Source organism: Streptomyces sp. NPDC049597 (genome assembly GCF_040675505.1).
GTDB lineage: Bacteria > Actinomycetota > Actinomycetes > Streptomycetales > Streptomycetaceae > Streptomyces.
Window position 1 is genome coordinate 1 of record NZ_JBFAOY010000019.1, and the last position, 15,644, is coordinate 15,644.

Below are 15,644 nucleotides of genomic sequence, written 5' to 3' on the forward strand. Positions count from 1 at the left end.
GCTCGACGCCGGGCGGGCCGCCGCCGACCTGCACACGTTCCTGGCCAGGCACTCCCGTACGCCCGCCTGCGGCGGTGTGACCGCCGAAGGTTGAAAAGTCATGCACATGACAGATGTGTGTCGGCGCTGCGCGGTCGGTGCGGACCGGGAGTGGTCGAAGGGTACAAACCGCCAACAGGGGCCACCAGTCGAGGACCGGCCATTGAACGGCTCCGGAAGGGCCCGTTCAATGGCCGGGTCCCGACCGTGCGGGCCGGCCTCAGTCCAGCAGACGCAACGCGGTGTCGCTGACGCCCAGGTGGACGGACTGTCCCCAGGTCACCTCCAGGGCGTCGGCCTCCATGCCGTCGCCGAACACGACCAGCCGGTCCGACTCCACCGTGATCCGCAGCCGTTCCGCACTGCTCAGCGCCCCGGCGACCCGCTCTGTGCCGGTGGCCGGTGACGGCCAGGCCTCACGGACGAACCAGATCAGCCGGCGGTCCGTCGGCGACGGGAGCGCGAGTGTGCCGCCCCGTTCCTGCCACACCGAGCGCAACCACCCCGTGGCACCCGTGCCGGTACCCACGAGCACTCCCGACGACGCCTGGGCCTCGGCACCCGACAGGTCGCCGTCCGGGCCGAGCCGGTAGCGGGCCGTCTGATGGCCGGGCCGCCCGAGGTAGATCTCGTTGAGTGCCACCAGGCGCTGTGTGTCGTCGGCGACGGCCTCCACCATCGTCAGGTCGTCCGTCCGGCGGCCCGGCAGGACCGCGGAGCGCAGCAGCCGGCCGGTGTCCGATGCCCGGTGGCGCACCAGGACGCCCGGGTTGCGTCCCGGTTCGGTGTCGATGCCGATGACGGGCTGACCGGCCAGGTACTTCGCCGTGTTGGCGACCAGCCCGTCCTGGCCCACGACGACGACTACGTCCTCGGGGGCGAACAGGAAGCGATCCAGGTCCGACCGCTCGACGCGGGCGCGGCGCCACGAGAGCGGCACCGCGCCCGCGACGTCCGCCAGCGCCCGCAGCGTACGCCGGTGCCGTTCGGCCACCTCCCGGATGCTGCGGCCCCGCGAGGAGAGGAAGAAGTCCGCCTGGCCGTGCGTGCCGTGCCGGGCGAGCAGTTCCTCGTACTCGGTGGCGCGGTGGACGAGCACGGCGCGTGGGGCGAGGCTCACGCCCCGGCCGCCGTACCGCCGCCCCCCGGCGTCCCGGCGAGCCTGGCGAGCGCGGAGGTGAGCACGTCGGGGGAAAGGGTGAGGCTGTCGATACGCGGCAGGTTCTCGGCGAGGCGCGTCACGGCCAGCGCGTGCAGCGTCGCCGGATCGACATCAGCGTGCACCCGCAGCCATGCCGCCTGGGCTTCGGCGCGCGCCGCGCCCACCCGCTGCGCCGCTTCGGCCTCCGCCCGTGCGAGCCGGACGGTGCGGGACGCCTCGGCGTCCGCCTTCACGGCGTCGGCGGCCGCGCTCTCCTCCGCCTGACGTCGTGCGTTCGCGCCGTTCTGCTCGACCAACTGCTCCTCGCGGCGGGCCAGTTCGATCCGGCTCGCCAGTTCGTTCTCGGCGATGGCGCGCTCGCGCTCCACGGCCACGGCCCGGCGTTCGTACGTCGCACGGTCCGCCTCCTGCTGGATCTGTTCGCGGGCGGGCGTGCGCAGCGCGCGCTCGACCTCGGGCTCGGGCCTGATCGCGACGACGCGGACCGCGACGACCTCGATGCCGGTCGCGGGCAGCCGGGGCTCATCGGCGAACCCCGCGCCGACGCGCTCGCGTACCGAGGCGACACCGTCCGCGAGCGCGGACGCCAGTGAGGTGCGGGCCAGCACGTCCAGCGCGTGCTGCTGCGCGGTCTCGGTGAGCAGGTTCGCTATCTGCTCGAGCGGTGTGCCGCGCCAGGCGCCGGTGTCGGGGTCGATGGAGAAGTCGAGGCGGGCGGCGGCCGTGGCGGGGTCGTGGATCCGGTACGTCACCGTGGCCTGGACGCCCACGTCCTGGAAGTCCGCGGTGCGCGCGTGGAAGGACATCGCCAGTTCGCGGTCGTCGACGGGCACTTCGGACAACGCGGCGGTCAACGCCCGGAACCAGAAGCTCAGTCCGGGCCCGTCATGGGCGAGTCGGCCGCGCCTGTTGTGCCGGATGTGGGCGGTGGGTGCGGCGCGCAGGTGGCGCCAACCGAGGCGTGCGGTGATGTCTGCCAAGAGAATCCCCTCTTTTCGTCACTATGACGATAGTTGGTCGACTCCTTATCGTCAATCGGACGTGATGAGGTCCCGGGCGGCGCCGGACAGCCCCGTGACCCGAGCGGTCCCGGCAGCTAGGCTGATCAGCGATGTTCACCGCACACGGGCCCACCCTGAGGGAACTGGCCGTCCAGGCACTGTCCTCGACCCAGCGGGGCTACGACCTGCTCGCGCCGAAGTTCGACCTGACGCCCTTCCGGACTCCGGACCCGGTCCTCGACTCCGTCGCGCGGGCCCTGCGGCCGCTCGGCCCGTTCGCCGCCGGCCTCGACATCTGCTGCGGCACCGGCGCGGGGACCGGGATGCTGCGCGAGCTGTGCACCGACCGCGTCACCGGGGTCGACTTCAGCGCCGGCATGCTCGCCGCCGCCCGGGCCGTGACGGCCACGAGCGGCCCGCCGGCCGTCTCCTGGGTGCGGGCGGACGCGCGGTCCCTGCCCTTCGAGGGGGACTTCGACCTGGCCGTCAGTTTCGGTGCCTTCGGCCACTTCCTGCCCGAGGAACGGCCCCTGCTCTTCGCCGGGGCCCACGCCGCCCTGCGGCCGGGCGGGCTCTTCGCCTTCCCGGTGCTCGCACCGCCCGGCCCCCGGACACGGCTCTACTGGGCGCTGCTCGCCTTCGACCTCGTCATGCGGGTACGCAACGCCCTGTGGCGGCCGCAGTTCGTCATGTACTACCGCACCTTCCCTCTGGGCGGCGTGCTCGCCGACCTCCAACGGGCCGGGTTCGAGGTCCGGTTGATCCCGCTCGCCGGCCTGGGGCGGCTGCCCGGCGGCGCGCCGCGAGCCCGGCTCGTCATCGCGCGGCGGCGCGACTGACGGGCCGCGGCATACGACCGCCCCGCCGGGCGGCGCGTCAGGTGAGAGTGTGCACCCGCTGTGAGGTCAGCTCGTAGCGCGCGCCGACGACCGCCAGGGCACCGGTGGCGATCCGGGCGGCGAGGTCGGGCTCCTCGGCGAGCCGGCGGGTGACCATGGCGACATTGCGGTCGATCGTGGAGTCGATCCGCGCCTCGCCCTGCTGACTGTGGTCGATGGCCGGGCGTATGCGATCGGCTATGTACTGGATGTGGGCGGGCAGTTCCTCGCCGGTCTCCTCGGCCCGCACCGCCGCGCTCACCGCTCCGCACGCCTGGTGCCCGAGCACCATGACCAGCGGTGTGCCGAGTTCCAGGACGCCGTACGCCACGCTGCCGAGCACGGCCTCGTCCAGCACCTCGCCCGCGGCGCGCACCGTCATCAGGTCGCCGAGACCCTGGTCGAATATCAGCTCAGGAGGCACCCGCGAGTCGATGCAGCCCAGGATCACGGCGAACGGGTGCTGCCCGCCGACCAGGGCCTCGCGCACGGCCCCGCTCTCGTGCGGGTGCTGCTGGTGGAAGGTCCGCCAACGGCGGTTGCCGGCAGCCAGTTCGCGCAGCGCGGCGGACGGCGTCGTGGGCCGCGGGCGCGGCGGCGCGGTGCGGTGCGCCGCGGACGCCGGTGCGGCTCCGAGGAGCAGGCCGCCGGTGGCGAGCGCCCCACCGGCGACGGCCGCGCGCAGCAGGGTCCGGCGGCTCTCGCCCACCGGCTTGTCGGTCTGTCGAATGAGTGTCACACAGGTGAACGTAGAGCGCCTGACCGGTCAGATGTTCGTTGCCCGGAGTTCTTTGTGCCTGCTTGGACAAGCCTTGACCGGTGCCGTGGCAGGCCTGGGGTTCCCCTATATGAACCGCACGGGCATCGCGGCGGGCGGGCCGGCCCGGCGGTGGCCGACTCCGGTCTCCTGCCCCTGATCCCCTCGACCCGTCAGAGAGCCACGAACCGGAATCGCCGCACCGCACGCACGCCCGTCCGGGCACCCGGCTGCCGGTGTCACACCAGCGGCTTCACCGACATCAGCAGATGACGGTGCATCGGCTCCGGGTCCCTGTCGTCGGCCGACGCCAGGCCCGTCAGCAGGGCCCTCTGTCCCGGACCGAGCAGATCGAAACGGACCACGGGCGCGTCGAAGGACGACAGCGCGTCCACGAGATACGACGGGTTGAAGGCGACCGTCGTCTCCGGTGTGCCCTCCAGCGCCGACGGCAGCCGCTGCGAGGCCACGTCGTCCTCGTACCCCGCGCGCAGACACACCGAGCCGTCCGAGAAGTCGAGCTGCAGCGGACTGTCCCCCTCTGCGACGACGGCCACCCGCCTCACCGCCTCCAGCAGCGGCTCGCGGCCGGTGACGGCGACGGCGGTCGGTGTGAGCGCGAACAGCTTGTCGTGACGCGGCAGTTGTCCCTCAAGCAGGCGGGTCGTGATCCGCATGCCGCCGTTCTCGAAGCCGATCGAGCCCGTGTCGAGAGCGATCCTGACCATTCCCGAGCGGGCCAGGGAGCGCGCGATGTCGGTGAGCCGGCGCGCCGAGACGACGGCTTCACCGGACGCGTCCCGCGCCTGCGGCTTCCAGCCGAGCGTACGCACCGCGTACCGGTAGCGGTCGGTCGCCGACAGCGTCATCCTCTCGCCGTCGAAGGCCACCCGGATGCCCGTGAGCACCGGCAGCGTGTCGTCACGCCCCGCGGCGACCGCCACATGACCGACCGCCGAGGCGAACACCTCGGCGTCCACCACCCCGCGGAACTCCGGCAGCGCGGGAAGGGCCGGGTAGTCGTCGGACGGCAGCACCGACAGCCCGAACCGCGCACCGTCGCTCACCACCGAGAACCGCGACCCGTCGGCCGAGCACTCCACCGTGCCGGCGGGAAGCACCTTGCAGATGTCGACCAGCCTGCGCCCCATGACCAGCACCCGTCCCGGGCGCACCACGTCCGCCTCGACCTCGATGCGCGCGGACGCCTCGTAGTCCAGCCCCGAGACGCGCAGCATCCCGGAGCCCGCGTCCAGGAGGAGGCCACCGAGCACGGGGACCGGCGAGCGGGCGGGCAGCACACGGGCCGCCCACGCGACCGCTTCGGCCAGCTCACTGCGTGCGATCCGGAACTCCATGCGAACCCTCTCCTCGTCGACGGCGACGCTTCGACGCTATCGGCCACCACTGACAAGTCCCTTGTCTCAGCGGCCTGGCAGGATCATGGGCACGGGGGAGGCCGAGTGGGCTCCCGGCGAACACGGGGACAGGGGGTGTCGTGGGCGAGACGGAGACCGCCGGCACGGCCGCGGGGACGACGGCGCGGAACGCGGACGGGCGTCCGCCGGACGGTCGGCGGGGCGGGTGGGCGCGCCGGCTGCTGTGGGCGGTGGTCGCCTTGACCGGTGCCGTGGGAGGCCTGGTGGTCGGGTGGTTCGCGTGGGTGATGGTCTCGGTCGTGGTCAGCGACGATCCCTTCGGTACGCATTCCACGATCAGCTGTTCGGCGGCGATGGAGTTCGCCCACGGCACGTTCCCGGAGAAGACCACCGACGAGGACTGCAGCATCGACGACTGGATGGATGACGTGGTCCGGGGAACGTTCCGGATGCCGCGCGAGGACGTGGACGAGTGGCTGGCGTCGGCGTACCCGAATGTCCGGCCGGAGGAGCACTGCGCCGAGGACGTCTGCATCGAGATCGGCGGGAGCGACGACTCGGCGGGGCCGTTCGCCGAACCCACCGGCTCCGCCACGGCCGGCACCCCCACGCCTTCCGCCACGACCGCCGTCCCCGCCGCATCGGCCACCGATGCCGGCCCCGCCGTCCCCGCCGCATCGGCCACCGGTACCGGCACCGCCGCCCCCGCCGGCGCGGACGTCGTCCGGCTGACCGTGCGCTACGAGAGCGAGAGCACGGCGCTTGTCACCGTCGAGGCCTTCGATGACTGAGCCGCGCCCGGCACGGCATCCGCTGCGACGCATCCGGCCGCTCGGCCGCGACGCAAGACGGCGCTCGGACGCCCCCGGCCCGGCCCTGCGGCGTGGCCGTGCGGTGGCCGCGTGCGCCGTCCTCACGGCGTTTCTGCTCACCTTCCACCGGGCCGTACCGAACACCGCCGTCCGGTTCGGCAGTCTGCTGGAGACCTTCCTGCCCTGGCTGGGCCTCGCCGTGCCGGTGCTGCTCGTCCCCGCTGTGCTGCGCAGGTCGGTCACCGCGCTCGTCGCCCTCCTGCTGCCCGCGGCCGCGTGGCTCGGCTGCTTCGGTCCGTTGCTGCTGCCCGCCGGTGACGAGCCCCACGACATCGTCGCGGTGCAGCACAACGTCAGCGACGTGAACGCCGACCCGGCAGGCACCGCGCGGGCCCTGCTGCGGGAACGGCCCGATGTCGTCGCCCTGGAGGAGGTGACCCCCGAGGCGCTGCCCGTGTACGCCAAGGCGCTCGGCGGGCGCTGTCCCCACCGCGCGGTGGTCGGCAGCGTGGGCCTGTGGTCCGCCCATCCCCTTGACGACGTACGGCCGGTGGACATCAGGCCCCGTGGTCTCGGGCCGGACTGGAACAGAGGGATGCGCGCCACCGTGCGGACCCCAGGGGGCGATGTCGCCGTCTATGTGGCCCACCTGCCCTCGGTGCGCCTCGGCGTGCCGCACGGGTTGGGCTCCGCCCGGCGGGACGAGAGCGCGGCCCTGCTGGCGAAGGCCATCGCCCGCGAGGAGGTGGACCGCGTGATCCTGCTCGGCGACCTCAACTCCACCGTCGACGACCGCGGCCTCGATCCGCTGCTTTCCCGGCTGCGTGTGGCGGGGCCGGGCATGGCGTTCAGCTGGCCGGCGGCGTTCCCGGTGGCCAGGATCGACCAGATCATGGCCCGGTCCGCGACCGTCGTCGACGTCAGGTCGCTGCCCGCGACCGGCAGCGACCACCTGCCCGTCGTCGCCCGCATCAGGCTCTGACGGCGTCCGCCGCCCCGCCCGGCACGGACGCGAGCCGGGCTGCCAGAAGAGCCGCCGGCCCGATCCCCGTCCCGCCGTGGAGCGCCTCGATCCGGTGCACCGTACGCGGCTCCGTCACCGCGGTTCCCACCACGCCGCACGCCCCTTCCAGCGCGGAGCGCGGCAGGAGCGCGAGGCCGTGCCCGGCGGCGACCAGAGCGATCAGCCCGCGTACGTCCGTCCCTTCGTACCGCAGAGACACGGGGAACCCGTCGTAGCCGCACAGGGTCCTCAACCGGTCGAGCCCCGCGGCTGTCCCCGGGGCGTCGATCCACCGGGCGTCGCCGAGGTCGACGAGCCGGACGCCGTCACGGCCGGCCAGCGGATGCCCGGCCGGCAGCGCGACGGCCGACGGCTCCTCGGCCACACCCGTGGCCACGAGCGGTCCCGCCTCCGGGAGGTACAGGGGATCGCTCGGCGCCGCCATGCCGTCGACCAGCGCGAGGTCCAGTTCTCCGGCGGCGGCGCCCCGTACGGCCGCGGAGTGACCGGTGACCCGCACGGCGACCTCCAGCCCCGGCTGCTCGCACCGCACTTCGGCGAGCGCGCGGCTCAGGCGGGACGACATGGCCAGTGGCGTGACTCCGAGCGTGAGCCGGCCGGCCGGCGCCGACAGCAGCCGGGCGATGTCGGCGCGTGCGGCGTCGAGCCGCAGCAGCAGCGGCTCCGCGTGCTCCAGCAGACGTGTCCCGGCATCGGTGGGGACGACGGGCCGGCGCAACAGCAGCGGTGCACCCAGGTCGTGCTCCAGGGCGGCGATGTGCTGCGACACCGCGGACTGGGTGTAGCCCAGTTCGCGCGCGGCGGCCGAGAACGAGCCGAGACCGGCCACGGTGACGAAGGTGCGCAGCAGATGCGGGTCCATGGTCCATCAGTATCGCTGATGCACAGGTCATGAATCATCGTTGGCGCTGAACGCACCGGGCAGGCCAGGATGTCCGCATGTCCGCTGCACACCGCACCTCGTCGGCCCGTCTCGCCCTCGTCGGCGACCGCTCACCCGGCGTCCGCGCCCATGCCCGTGTCCCGGCGCTGCTGCAGGCGCTCGCCGCACGGGACCAACTCGTCCTGGACGCCTACTGGATCCCCACCCCGGACGCCGAACAACCCGGCACCCTCGATGAGTTCGACGCCGTCTGGCTCGTCCCCGGCAGCCCGTACGCCAGCGAGGCGGGTGCGATCGCCGCGGTGCGCACCGCGAGGGAGCGGGGCATCCCGTTCCTGGGGACGTGCGGGGGGTTCCAGCACGCGGTCCTCGAGTACGCCCGCTCCGTGTGCTCCCTGGGGGAAGCCGCCCACGCAGAGAACCGCCCCGGCGCCGAGGACCCGTTGATCGTCCCGCTCGCCTGCTCGCTGGTCGGACACGAGGGCGCGGTCGAGGTGGAGCGCGGCTCGCTGGCCGCACGGGTTCTCGGCGCCGAGCGGACCGTGGAGCGCTACCACTGCTCGTACGGCATGAGCCCGGCGTATCTCGATGTGCTGCGCGACCACGGCCTGCGCTTCAGCGGACGGGACGAGACCGGCGACGTCCGCATCGCGGAACTGCCGGGCCACCCCTTCTTCCTCGCCACGCTCTTCCAGCCCGAGCTCGCGGGCGACGGAACGCGCCCGCACCCGGTCGTTCGAGCCCTCGCCCTCGCGGCCGCGGAGCACGCGCGGGGCGCGACCGTCTGACGTGTTCGGGCCGACTGATGCGGACGCCGTCCGGCACCCGGACGCGGGGCGCGCGGGGGCATGACCGGGGGCCTCAGCGAGCGAAGACCATGCCGGCCAGGGCCGCGTGGACGGCGGTGTCTGTAGCCGCCCGTGCGCACCGCCTCGCGGGGCGCGGTGTGTTCGGTGTGCGATCCGGGGTGCGATCGGGACTAGGGTGGGTGCCGGAGGTGATCCGCGTGGCCGACGAGCAGGCGGAGTTGTTCGCCGCTGTGGACGCGCTGCTGGAACAGGCGGCGACACAGGACACGCTGCCCGCACCGGCGGAGCGCAAGCGTCTGCGCGAGGCCGCGGGTGTCAGCCAGGAGCAGGTCGCCCGAGCGCTCAAGGTGCGGCGGGAGACCGTGACGAGCTGGGAAGCGGGCCGTACCGAGCCGCGGCCGCCGAAGCGCGCGGCCTACGCACGCCTCCTGGAGGGCCTCGCCGCCCAACACCCGCCCCGCCGCGCGCCGGAAGCCCCACCGGCCACGGACCAGTCCGCGCCCGGCCACGTCGCCGCCCTCGACCCCGCCGCAGACACCGGCGCCGCGCCCGGGGCGGCCGGCGGTCGCGACCGGGGAACGACTCCACCGCCCGGGCGTGACCCGAGCGCGTCCCCTGCCGAAGCGCCCGCGCCACGGCCGGCACCGGACCGGACCGCGCCGGCAGCAGCTGCCGTGCCGGCTCCCACGCCGCCCGAGCCCGAGCCCGGCCCCGCCTTCGCACCACCGGCCACAGGGCGGACCGTGCCCGAGCCCCGGCCGGTGCGCGGTCCCGCCGGGGGCCGTGGCGGCCGGCTGCCCGGTTCCGCTGCCGACGGCGTCCACAAGGGGTCCGCCACCGTCGCCCCGCCCCCCGGCGTTCGCCCCGCCCGCGTCCGTGCCCAGGGCGCGCGGACGCGGGACGGCGAGCCGTCCGGCGCGGCCGTCGCCGCCGACCCCCGGTTCGCCGACGGGCCGCTCGCCGTGCTCGACGGTGACGGCCGCGCCCACTGCGTCGGCGGCCTGATCCTCGACTGCCCCGCCGATGACGTGCCCGCCCTCGTCGAGTGGACGCTCGGCGAGACACGGCTCGGCGCTCCCCGGCTCCACCGCAACGGCAAGGACGCCGACCCGCTGATCGTGCTCACCGAGGCCGCCGCCGTGCGGCTCGGGCTTCCTGCCGTGCTGGAGGACCGCCGGGCGCTGCGGCTGCCCGACGACCACCCGGTGGTCCGCGCTCTGGCCCGCGCCAAGTGGCGCCTGACGAAGCGCGGCTTCGGTCCCTGGCCGCGCATCTACCGTCCAGCGCAGTCCGGCCGGCGCAGCTGCGTGCAGCTCGCCGTCCTGCCGTGGGGCGCGCTGGACTCCCGCACGTGGGGCGACGCCGGCACCCTCCCGCCGCCGGAACTGGCCCGCGTCCTCGGCACGTACGCCGCCCGTGTCCTGACCCCGCGCGGGTCGGCGGCCGTGTCCGGACTGGAACTCATGACCGCGCTGCGGCCGCCGACCCGTGCGGTGCAGGACGCCGGCACCGGCTCGTGGACGTCGGGCCCGGTGCCCGGGGCGCTCACCGAAGCCGTGGACCCGGCGCCGCCCGAGGCGCCCGACGAGCACCCTGTCGTCGCCTCCCTGTACCCGCGGGGCCACCGGCGCACTCCCGACGAGGTGCTCGACGAGGAGGCGTTCGAGTGGACGCGCGACCCCGAACTGCTCACGGACGCCGAGTGCGCGAAGGGGTACGCGGTCGGCATCGACGTCAACACGGCGTTCCTGGCGGCGGCCAACCGGCTCGTCGTCGGCCTGGGCGAGGCCGTCCACGTCCGCGCCCCGGCGTTCGACAAGTCCGTACCCGGCTCCTGGCTCGTCGACCTGTCCGGAATCGAGATCGACCCGCGGCTGCCGAACCCGTTCACGCCCGACGGCGTGCGCCCCGCGGGACCGGCCTGGTACGCGACCCCGACCGTCGCCTACGCCCGTGAACTCGTGGACACCTACCGCCTGCCCGTCACCATCGCCCCCCTCGAGGCGTGGATCCGTACCGAGAGCGGTCCCTACCTCGACCCCTGGTACAAGCGTCTGAGCGAGGCGTACAAGGACACGATGGCCGATCTCGGGGTGCCGTCGGGTCTGGCCGAGGCGGAGTTCCTCGCCGTGATGGCCGAGCACCGGCACACCGATCCGGCGCTCGCCGCCGTGCTCACGGCGGTCAAGGCGACGGTCAAGGGCGGCATCGGCAAACTGCGGGAGCGGCCCCAGGGCACGTCCTACCGGCCGGGCGAGCCCTGGCCCGCGCTGTCCCGGCCGACGTGGCGGCCCGACATCCGTGCCGCCGTCATCGCGACGGCCCGCGTCAACATGCACCGCAAACTCCTCAGGACCGCCCTGGCCACACAGCGGGACCCGGCCCCGGTGGGCCATCTGCGGCTCGGCGAGGACGCGTTGTGCGCGATCGCGCTGCTGTCCGACGGCGCGGTCTACCTGTCGGACGGGCCGAGCCCCCTGGACTTCCTGCCGCACACGGCCGACGGCCGGCCGGCACCCGGAGCGTTCCGCCTCGGGGTGAGCCCGGGCATGGTCAAGCACGAGGGCACGCAGTCCATGATGTGGGCGGTGCAGTTGCTGGACCAGGGACTCAACCCGGCCCGGCACATCAAGGGGTCGGACGCGTCGGACGACGGAGAGTAGGAACAGGCCATGGGGCAGATCGGCGACAGCCTGGACCGGGCCGCGCAGAAGGTCACCACCCGTCCGATCCCGGTGAGCGCACAGGCCCGCGTGCGATTCCTCGTCAAGAGCGCCAAGGGCTCCACCAGAGCGGTCGCCGAACAGCTGGGCGTCTCCCAGCGCACCGTCGAGCGGTACCTGAAGGGCCAGATCAAACGACCGCGCAAGGAACTCGCGGAGCGGATGGCCGCCGAGGTGCGCCGGCTGTGGCAGCCGCGGGTGAAGCAGCGCGCGCGTCGGCAGGCCGCGACGGCGCGCGGGCTGGTGATCGAGACCCGGGCGCGTTTCGGCTTCACCGCGGCACCCGGCAGCACCGACGACAGCCGCATCCGCCGCGTCACCCAGCACCTGCCCCCCGACTACGCGGCCCGCCTGTTCGCCGCCCAGGACGCGGGCGCGGGCGAACGGCAGCTGCGGCAGATCGCGGCGGAGGGGCTCCAGGAGATCTACTTCAAGGACCGCGGCCGCCGCGCGGAAGGCCTGCAGGTGGAGTTCACCGACATCGACTACGTCGAGATCGACTACAGCTGACCCCGTTGCGGCGCCGTCGCGGCGCGCCGTTCACGACGCCAGATCGAGCGGGCCGCAGCCGCAGGCGCGTTCCGCGGGCCGCACGGACGCCGCGGTCCGCCTCCGGGGCCGCCCGTACAGCAGCACGGACAGCCCGGCCCCCAGCGCGCCGCCGACGAGCTGCGCGGCGACGAATCCGTCCAACGACGACGGTGCGATGCCCGTGAAGGAGTCCGAGAGGGATCTGCCCACGGTGGCAGCGGGGTTGGCGAACGAGCCGGACGAGGTGAACCAGATCGCCGCGGCGATGTAGGCGGCGACGCCGACGGGAGCGAACCGGGCACGGCCCGTCCGCCGCAGACCGGTGATCAGCAGCACCAGTCCTGCCGTGGCGACCGTCTCGCCGAGGAGCAGGTGCCACTCCGATCGCGGGTGCGTGGACCACACACCGGGGCGCCGGCCGAACATGACGTCCGCCAGGACGGCGCCCGCGGACGCGCCCGCCAGCTGCGCCGCGAGGTAGGCCAGTGCCTCCCGGCCGGCCGCACGGCCCCGCCGCCCCTCGTACCACCAGGTGCACAGGGTGACCACCGGGTTGAGATGGGCCCCGGAGACGGGGGACAGGAGTGCGATCAGCAGACCGAGTCCGAGCGCGGACGCCAGCGAGTTGGCCAGCAGCGCGGTCCCCGTGTCCGGGCTGAGCTCCGCGGCCCGGATCCCGGAGCCGACGACGACGGTCACGAGTGCGGCGGTGCCGACGAATTCGGCCACCGCCCGGCGCGCCAGCGCCGCCTGTGCAGTCACGATCCTTCTCCCCACCCTGTGTCGCTTCGTGGAAAGTATATTCCGCTGACCGGAATGCTAGCTCGCGGGTCGAGGAGGGACACAGCCGTGCCCGAGGTCAGCGCTGCGGCCGCCGGTCCGGCCGAGGGGGTATACATCCGAACGGGGCAGCCGACACGCGCCCGGGGCGGTCCGCTCCCCGTGACGAACCGGCGCACGTCCCACCATGGAGGCAACCTCGACGGGCGGACGGCCATCTTCACCGTGTGCAACGGGCCGCGACGCCGCGGCCCGCCCGCATCACAGCGCATGGAGTGAGATGACAACGGTCCACACCTCGGTCGTCGTGCCGTGCTTCAACGAGAGCGAGGTCATCGAGGCGTTCCACAAGGCCCTCGTCGTCGCTCTGGAGTCGACCGGGACCACTTTCGAGATCTGCTACGTCGACGACGGCAGCGACGACCGGACCCGTGTGCACCTCAAGGACCTGGCCGCCGCGGACGCCCGCGTGCGGTACACATCCTTCAGCCGGAACTTCGGCAAGGAAGCCGCGATGCTCGCAGGGCTGCGCATGACGCGGGGCGATGCCGTCGTCCTCATGGACGCCGATCTGCAGCACCCGCCCGAGCTGATCCCCCGGATGCTCGAACTGCACCGCCACGGCTACGACCAGGTCGTCGCCCAGCGCGACCGCACCGGCGAGGGCGTGATCCGCACCGCGCTCAGCCAGGCGTACTACCGCCTCGTGCGCCGCTTCATGGACGTCGAAATCGTCGACGGCGCGGGCGACTTCAGGCTGCTCTCCCGCCGCGCCGTCGGGGCGATCCTCTCCCTGCCCGAGTCGAACCGCTTCTCCAAAGGACTCTTCTCCTGGATCGGATTCGACACCGTCAGCTTCACCTACACCAATGTGCAGCGCGCCGCCGGCCGGTCCAAGTGGGGCGGCCGGCGGCTGCTGAACTACGGCATCGACGGCCTGCTCTCCTTCAACAGCCGTCCGCTGCGCCTGGCGATCCACAGCGGCCTGTGGCTGCTGCTCTCGGCTCTCGCCTACGCGGCCTGGATCGTCGGCAACGCACTGGTCAACGGCGTCGACACACCCGGCTACGCCACGCTGATCACCGCGATCGTCGGCCTCGGCGGCATCCAGCTCGTCACGCTCGGGGTGATCGGGGAGTACGTGGGCCGGATCTACCACGAGGCCAAGCGGCGGCCCCACTACGTGGTCCGCGAGACCGACGAGACGACCGCGCGGTCCCAGGCGTCCGTCAGGGGAGCCGCTTCGAGTAGGTGACCCTCTCCAGGTGGTAGTAGTCGGCGACGCACTGCGCGGGCCATGCCCGGCGTCCGCCGTTGCTGAACGGCTCCAGCATCCTCGCCACCGACACGGGCGTGTACGGCAGTTCCGCAGCGCCCCGCGCGGCGCCCGCCCGCAGCGAGCGGTCCTGGCGGTCCCACCGCTCGGCCCGCACCTGCATGTCGTGGCCGAGGGAGACGAGGGGGGACACGAGCCCGAGCACGGCCGCGGCGCACAGTGCCGCGGCCGTCGCCGTCGCGGCACCCGGACGGTACCGCCGCAGCCTGCGGCCGAGGAACACACCCGCGGTCACCAGCAGCACGATGTACAGCAGCAGATAGTCGTTCCAGGTCCGCTCCGTGGTCACCACTCTCGCCCCGAACACGGGATAGGTGATGACGGTGCACAGGTACCCGGACACCAGGTACGCGAGCGTGCCGAGCGCGAGGACCGGCAGCGGCCGGCACGGGAGGAGGACCGACGGCCGGTCGGACCGGCGGCGCGCCACGAGTCCGAGCAGCACACCCGCGGCCACCGCGCCCACGTACTGCCAGGTCGAGAACACCGTGGCCAGGATGTGCGCGAAGCCGCGCAGGGAGCCCAGCAGCGATTCGGGGGCGAGCATGGACGTGCTCTCGGCGCCGTACCGCTCACGCCGGTTGCGCGACCCCGGGGACGTCACCAGCAGCAGCGTGCCGACGCCGGCACCCGCCATGCCCGCGAGCGACCAGAGGCGGGCGAACCGCCGTGCGCCGGGCCTGAAGAGGCGGGGGGCGCACAGCACGGCGCCGGACAGCACGACCAGGGCGACGACCGACGCCTCCTCCGACAGCGTTCCCATGAACACGCCCGCGACCGCCACCGTCACCAGGGCGGCGACACGCCCGGCGCGACCCCGGGCGCGCAGCAGCGGAAGCGCGGCGGCGCACGCCAGGACCGGTGCCAGGGTGTGCGAGACGGACGCGGCGGGCCAGTAGAACGTCTTGTACGTGTTCGGCGTGGCGAACAGGAACACCGCCGTGACCATGGCGGCGACGAGCAGCGGCACCCCGCGCGGCACGAACTGGCCCGTCCTGCGCAGCGCCTGCGCGGTCAGGGCCCACAGCAGCGCCAGCATCAGGACGCCGCTGACCAGGCCGAACCACTGGTGCCCGGCGACGGGGAACTTGGCGTACAGACCCACCAGGAGGCCGTTGCCCAGACGCCCGTTGTCGGTGTACCAGAACTTGCCGATCAGGCCCGACACGCCGTGGTCACGGACCACCGGGAGGAAGCACCACTCGTCGGCGCCGGGCCGTACATGGCGTCCGAACCACGAGGCCAGCCCGAGCAGACCGAGCGGCAGCGCGGCCAGGGCGAACGGCCAGGCGGCCCACCAGGACGCCCACCCGTGCCGAGGGCCGTTCCGCCGATCAGGAGCGCCGAGCCCGCCCGGTTCCGGCGCGACGGTCACGCCGGATGCGTCGACGGACATATCGTCCCTGCCCTTCGGAAAACTGATGGTCCGGCATCCAAGAGGCGAATCAGGGGTGCGCCGTTCCATCTTTCACCGGGCAAGATCGGCAGGCCGCCACGACAGGCCGGTCAGGCGCCGAGCCGGGTCCGCAC

At 73.6% G+C, this 15,644-nt stretch carries 14 protein-coding genes; 7 read left to right on the forward strand and 7 right to left on the reverse strand.

Annotation, left to right across the window (positions count from 1 at the left end):
* Window positions 1-259 precede the first annotated feature (259 nt).
* Window positions 260-1,159 carry a hypothetical protein gene (locus tag AB0K02_RS21350; RefSeq protein WP_365994061.1) on the reverse strand — a complete coding sequence of 300 codons (900 nt, stop codon included), beginning with the start codon at window positions 1,157-1,159 and terminating at the stop codon, window positions 260-262.
* Window positions 1,156-2,181, reverse strand: coding sequence for an SPFH domain-containing protein (locus AB0K02_RS21355; RefSeq protein ID WP_365994062.1), 1,026 nt, complete (start codon window positions 2,179-2,181; stop codon window positions 1,156-1,158). The genes AB0K02_RS21350 and AB0K02_RS21355 overlap by 4 nt, the downstream gene beginning before the upstream one ends.
* Window positions 2,182-2,312: 131 nt before the next feature.
* Between AB0K02_RS21355 and AB0K02_RS21360 the strand changes: the two genes are divergently transcribed.
* Window positions 2,313-3,041 carry a class I SAM-dependent methyltransferase gene (locus AB0K02_RS21360; RefSeq protein WP_365994063.1) on the forward strand — a complete coding sequence of 243 codons (729 nt, stop codon included), beginning with the start codon at window positions 2,313-2,315 and terminating at the stop codon, window positions 3,039-3,041.
* 37 nt (window positions 3,042-3,078) lie between these two features.
* Here AB0K02_RS21360 and AB0K02_RS21365 read toward each other — a convergent pair whose 3' ends face one another.
* Both AB0K02_RS21365 and dnaN read right to left on the reverse strand, forming a co-directional pair.
* Entirely contained in the window at window positions 3,079-3,819 is a 741-nt protein-coding gene (locus AB0K02_RS21365) for a carbonic anhydrase (protein WP_365994064.1), read from the reverse strand.
* Between the two features lie 257 nt (window positions 3,820-4,076).
* Window positions 4,077-5,195 (reverse strand): DNA polymerase III subunit beta, encoded by a 1,119-nt coding sequence (gene dnaN / locus AB0K02_RS21370; protein WP_365994065.1) that lies wholly within the window; start codon window positions 5,193-5,195, stop codon window positions 4,077-4,079.
* Window positions 5,196-5,335: 140 nt separating this feature from the next.
* Between dnaN and AB0K02_RS21375 the strand changes: the two genes are divergently transcribed.
* Both AB0K02_RS21375 and AB0K02_RS21380 read left to right on the forward strand, forming a co-directional pair.
* Window positions 5,336-6,007 (forward strand): hypothetical protein, encoded by a 672-nt coding sequence (locus AB0K02_RS21375; protein WP_365994066.1) that lies wholly within the window; start codon window positions 5,336-5,338, stop codon window positions 6,005-6,007.
* Window positions 6,000-7,010 (forward strand): endonuclease/exonuclease/phosphatase family protein, encoded by a 1,011-nt coding sequence (locus AB0K02_RS21380; protein WP_365994068.1) that lies wholly within the window; start codon window positions 6,000-6,002, stop codon window positions 7,008-7,010. Before AB0K02_RS21375 ends, AB0K02_RS21380 begins: the two co-directional genes overlap by 8 nt.
* Here the strand turns inward: AB0K02_RS21380 and AB0K02_RS21385 are convergent.
* Complete coding sequence (locus tag AB0K02_RS21385; protein WP_365994069.1) at window positions 7,000-7,914, reverse strand: LysR family transcriptional regulator; 915 nt, start codon at window positions 7,912-7,914, stop codon at window positions 7,000-7,002. The genes AB0K02_RS21380 and AB0K02_RS21385 overlap by 11 nt on opposite strands.
* Before the next feature lie 77 nt (window positions 7,915-7,991).
* Between AB0K02_RS21385 and AB0K02_RS21390 the strand changes: the two genes are divergently transcribed.
* The 3 genes from AB0K02_RS21390 (at window position 7,992) to AB0K02_RS21400 (ending at window position 11,977) form a co-directional block, all read left to right on the forward strand.
* Window positions 7,992-8,723: a hypothetical protein gene (locus AB0K02_RS21390; protein WP_365994070.1), complete on the forward strand. Its 732-nt coding sequence runs from the start codon at window positions 7,992-7,994 to the stop codon at window positions 8,721-8,723.
* Between the two features lie 218 nt (window positions 8,724-8,941).
* A complete protein-coding gene (locus AB0K02_RS21395) occupies window positions 8,942-11,407 on the forward strand; it encodes a helix-turn-helix domain-containing protein (protein ID WP_365994071.1) in 2,466 nt (821 codons plus the stop codon).
* A gap of 9 nt (window positions 11,408-11,416) precedes the next feature.
* A complete protein-coding gene (locus AB0K02_RS21400) occupies window positions 11,417-11,977 on the forward strand; it encodes a helix-turn-helix transcriptional regulator (protein ID WP_365994072.1) in 561 nt (186 codons plus the stop codon).
* A 30-nt stretch (window positions 11,978-12,007) separates the two neighbouring features.
* Here AB0K02_RS21400 and AB0K02_RS21405 read toward each other — a convergent pair whose 3' ends face one another.
* Window positions 12,008-12,760 carry an aquaporin gene (locus AB0K02_RS21405; protein WP_365994073.1) on the reverse strand — a complete coding sequence of 251 codons (753 nt, stop codon included), beginning with the start codon at window positions 12,758-12,760 and terminating at the stop codon, window positions 12,008-12,010.
* A 298-nt stretch (window positions 12,761-13,058) separates the two neighbouring features.
* Here AB0K02_RS21405 and AB0K02_RS21410 point away from each other — a divergent pair, with 298 nt between their 5' ends.
* Window positions 13,059-14,033, forward strand: a complete 975-nt coding sequence (locus tag AB0K02_RS21410; RefSeq protein ID WP_365994074.1) for a glycosyltransferase family 2 protein — start codon at window positions 13,059-13,061, stop codon at window positions 14,031-14,033.
* Here the strand turns inward: AB0K02_RS21410 and AB0K02_RS21415 are convergent.
* Entirely contained in the window at window positions 14,008-15,510 is a 1,503-nt protein-coding gene (locus AB0K02_RS21415; RefSeq protein WP_365994075.1) for a DUF6056 family protein, read from the reverse strand. The genes AB0K02_RS21410 and AB0K02_RS21415 overlap by 26 nt on opposite strands.
* Window positions 15,511-15,644: the final 134 nt, after the last annotated feature.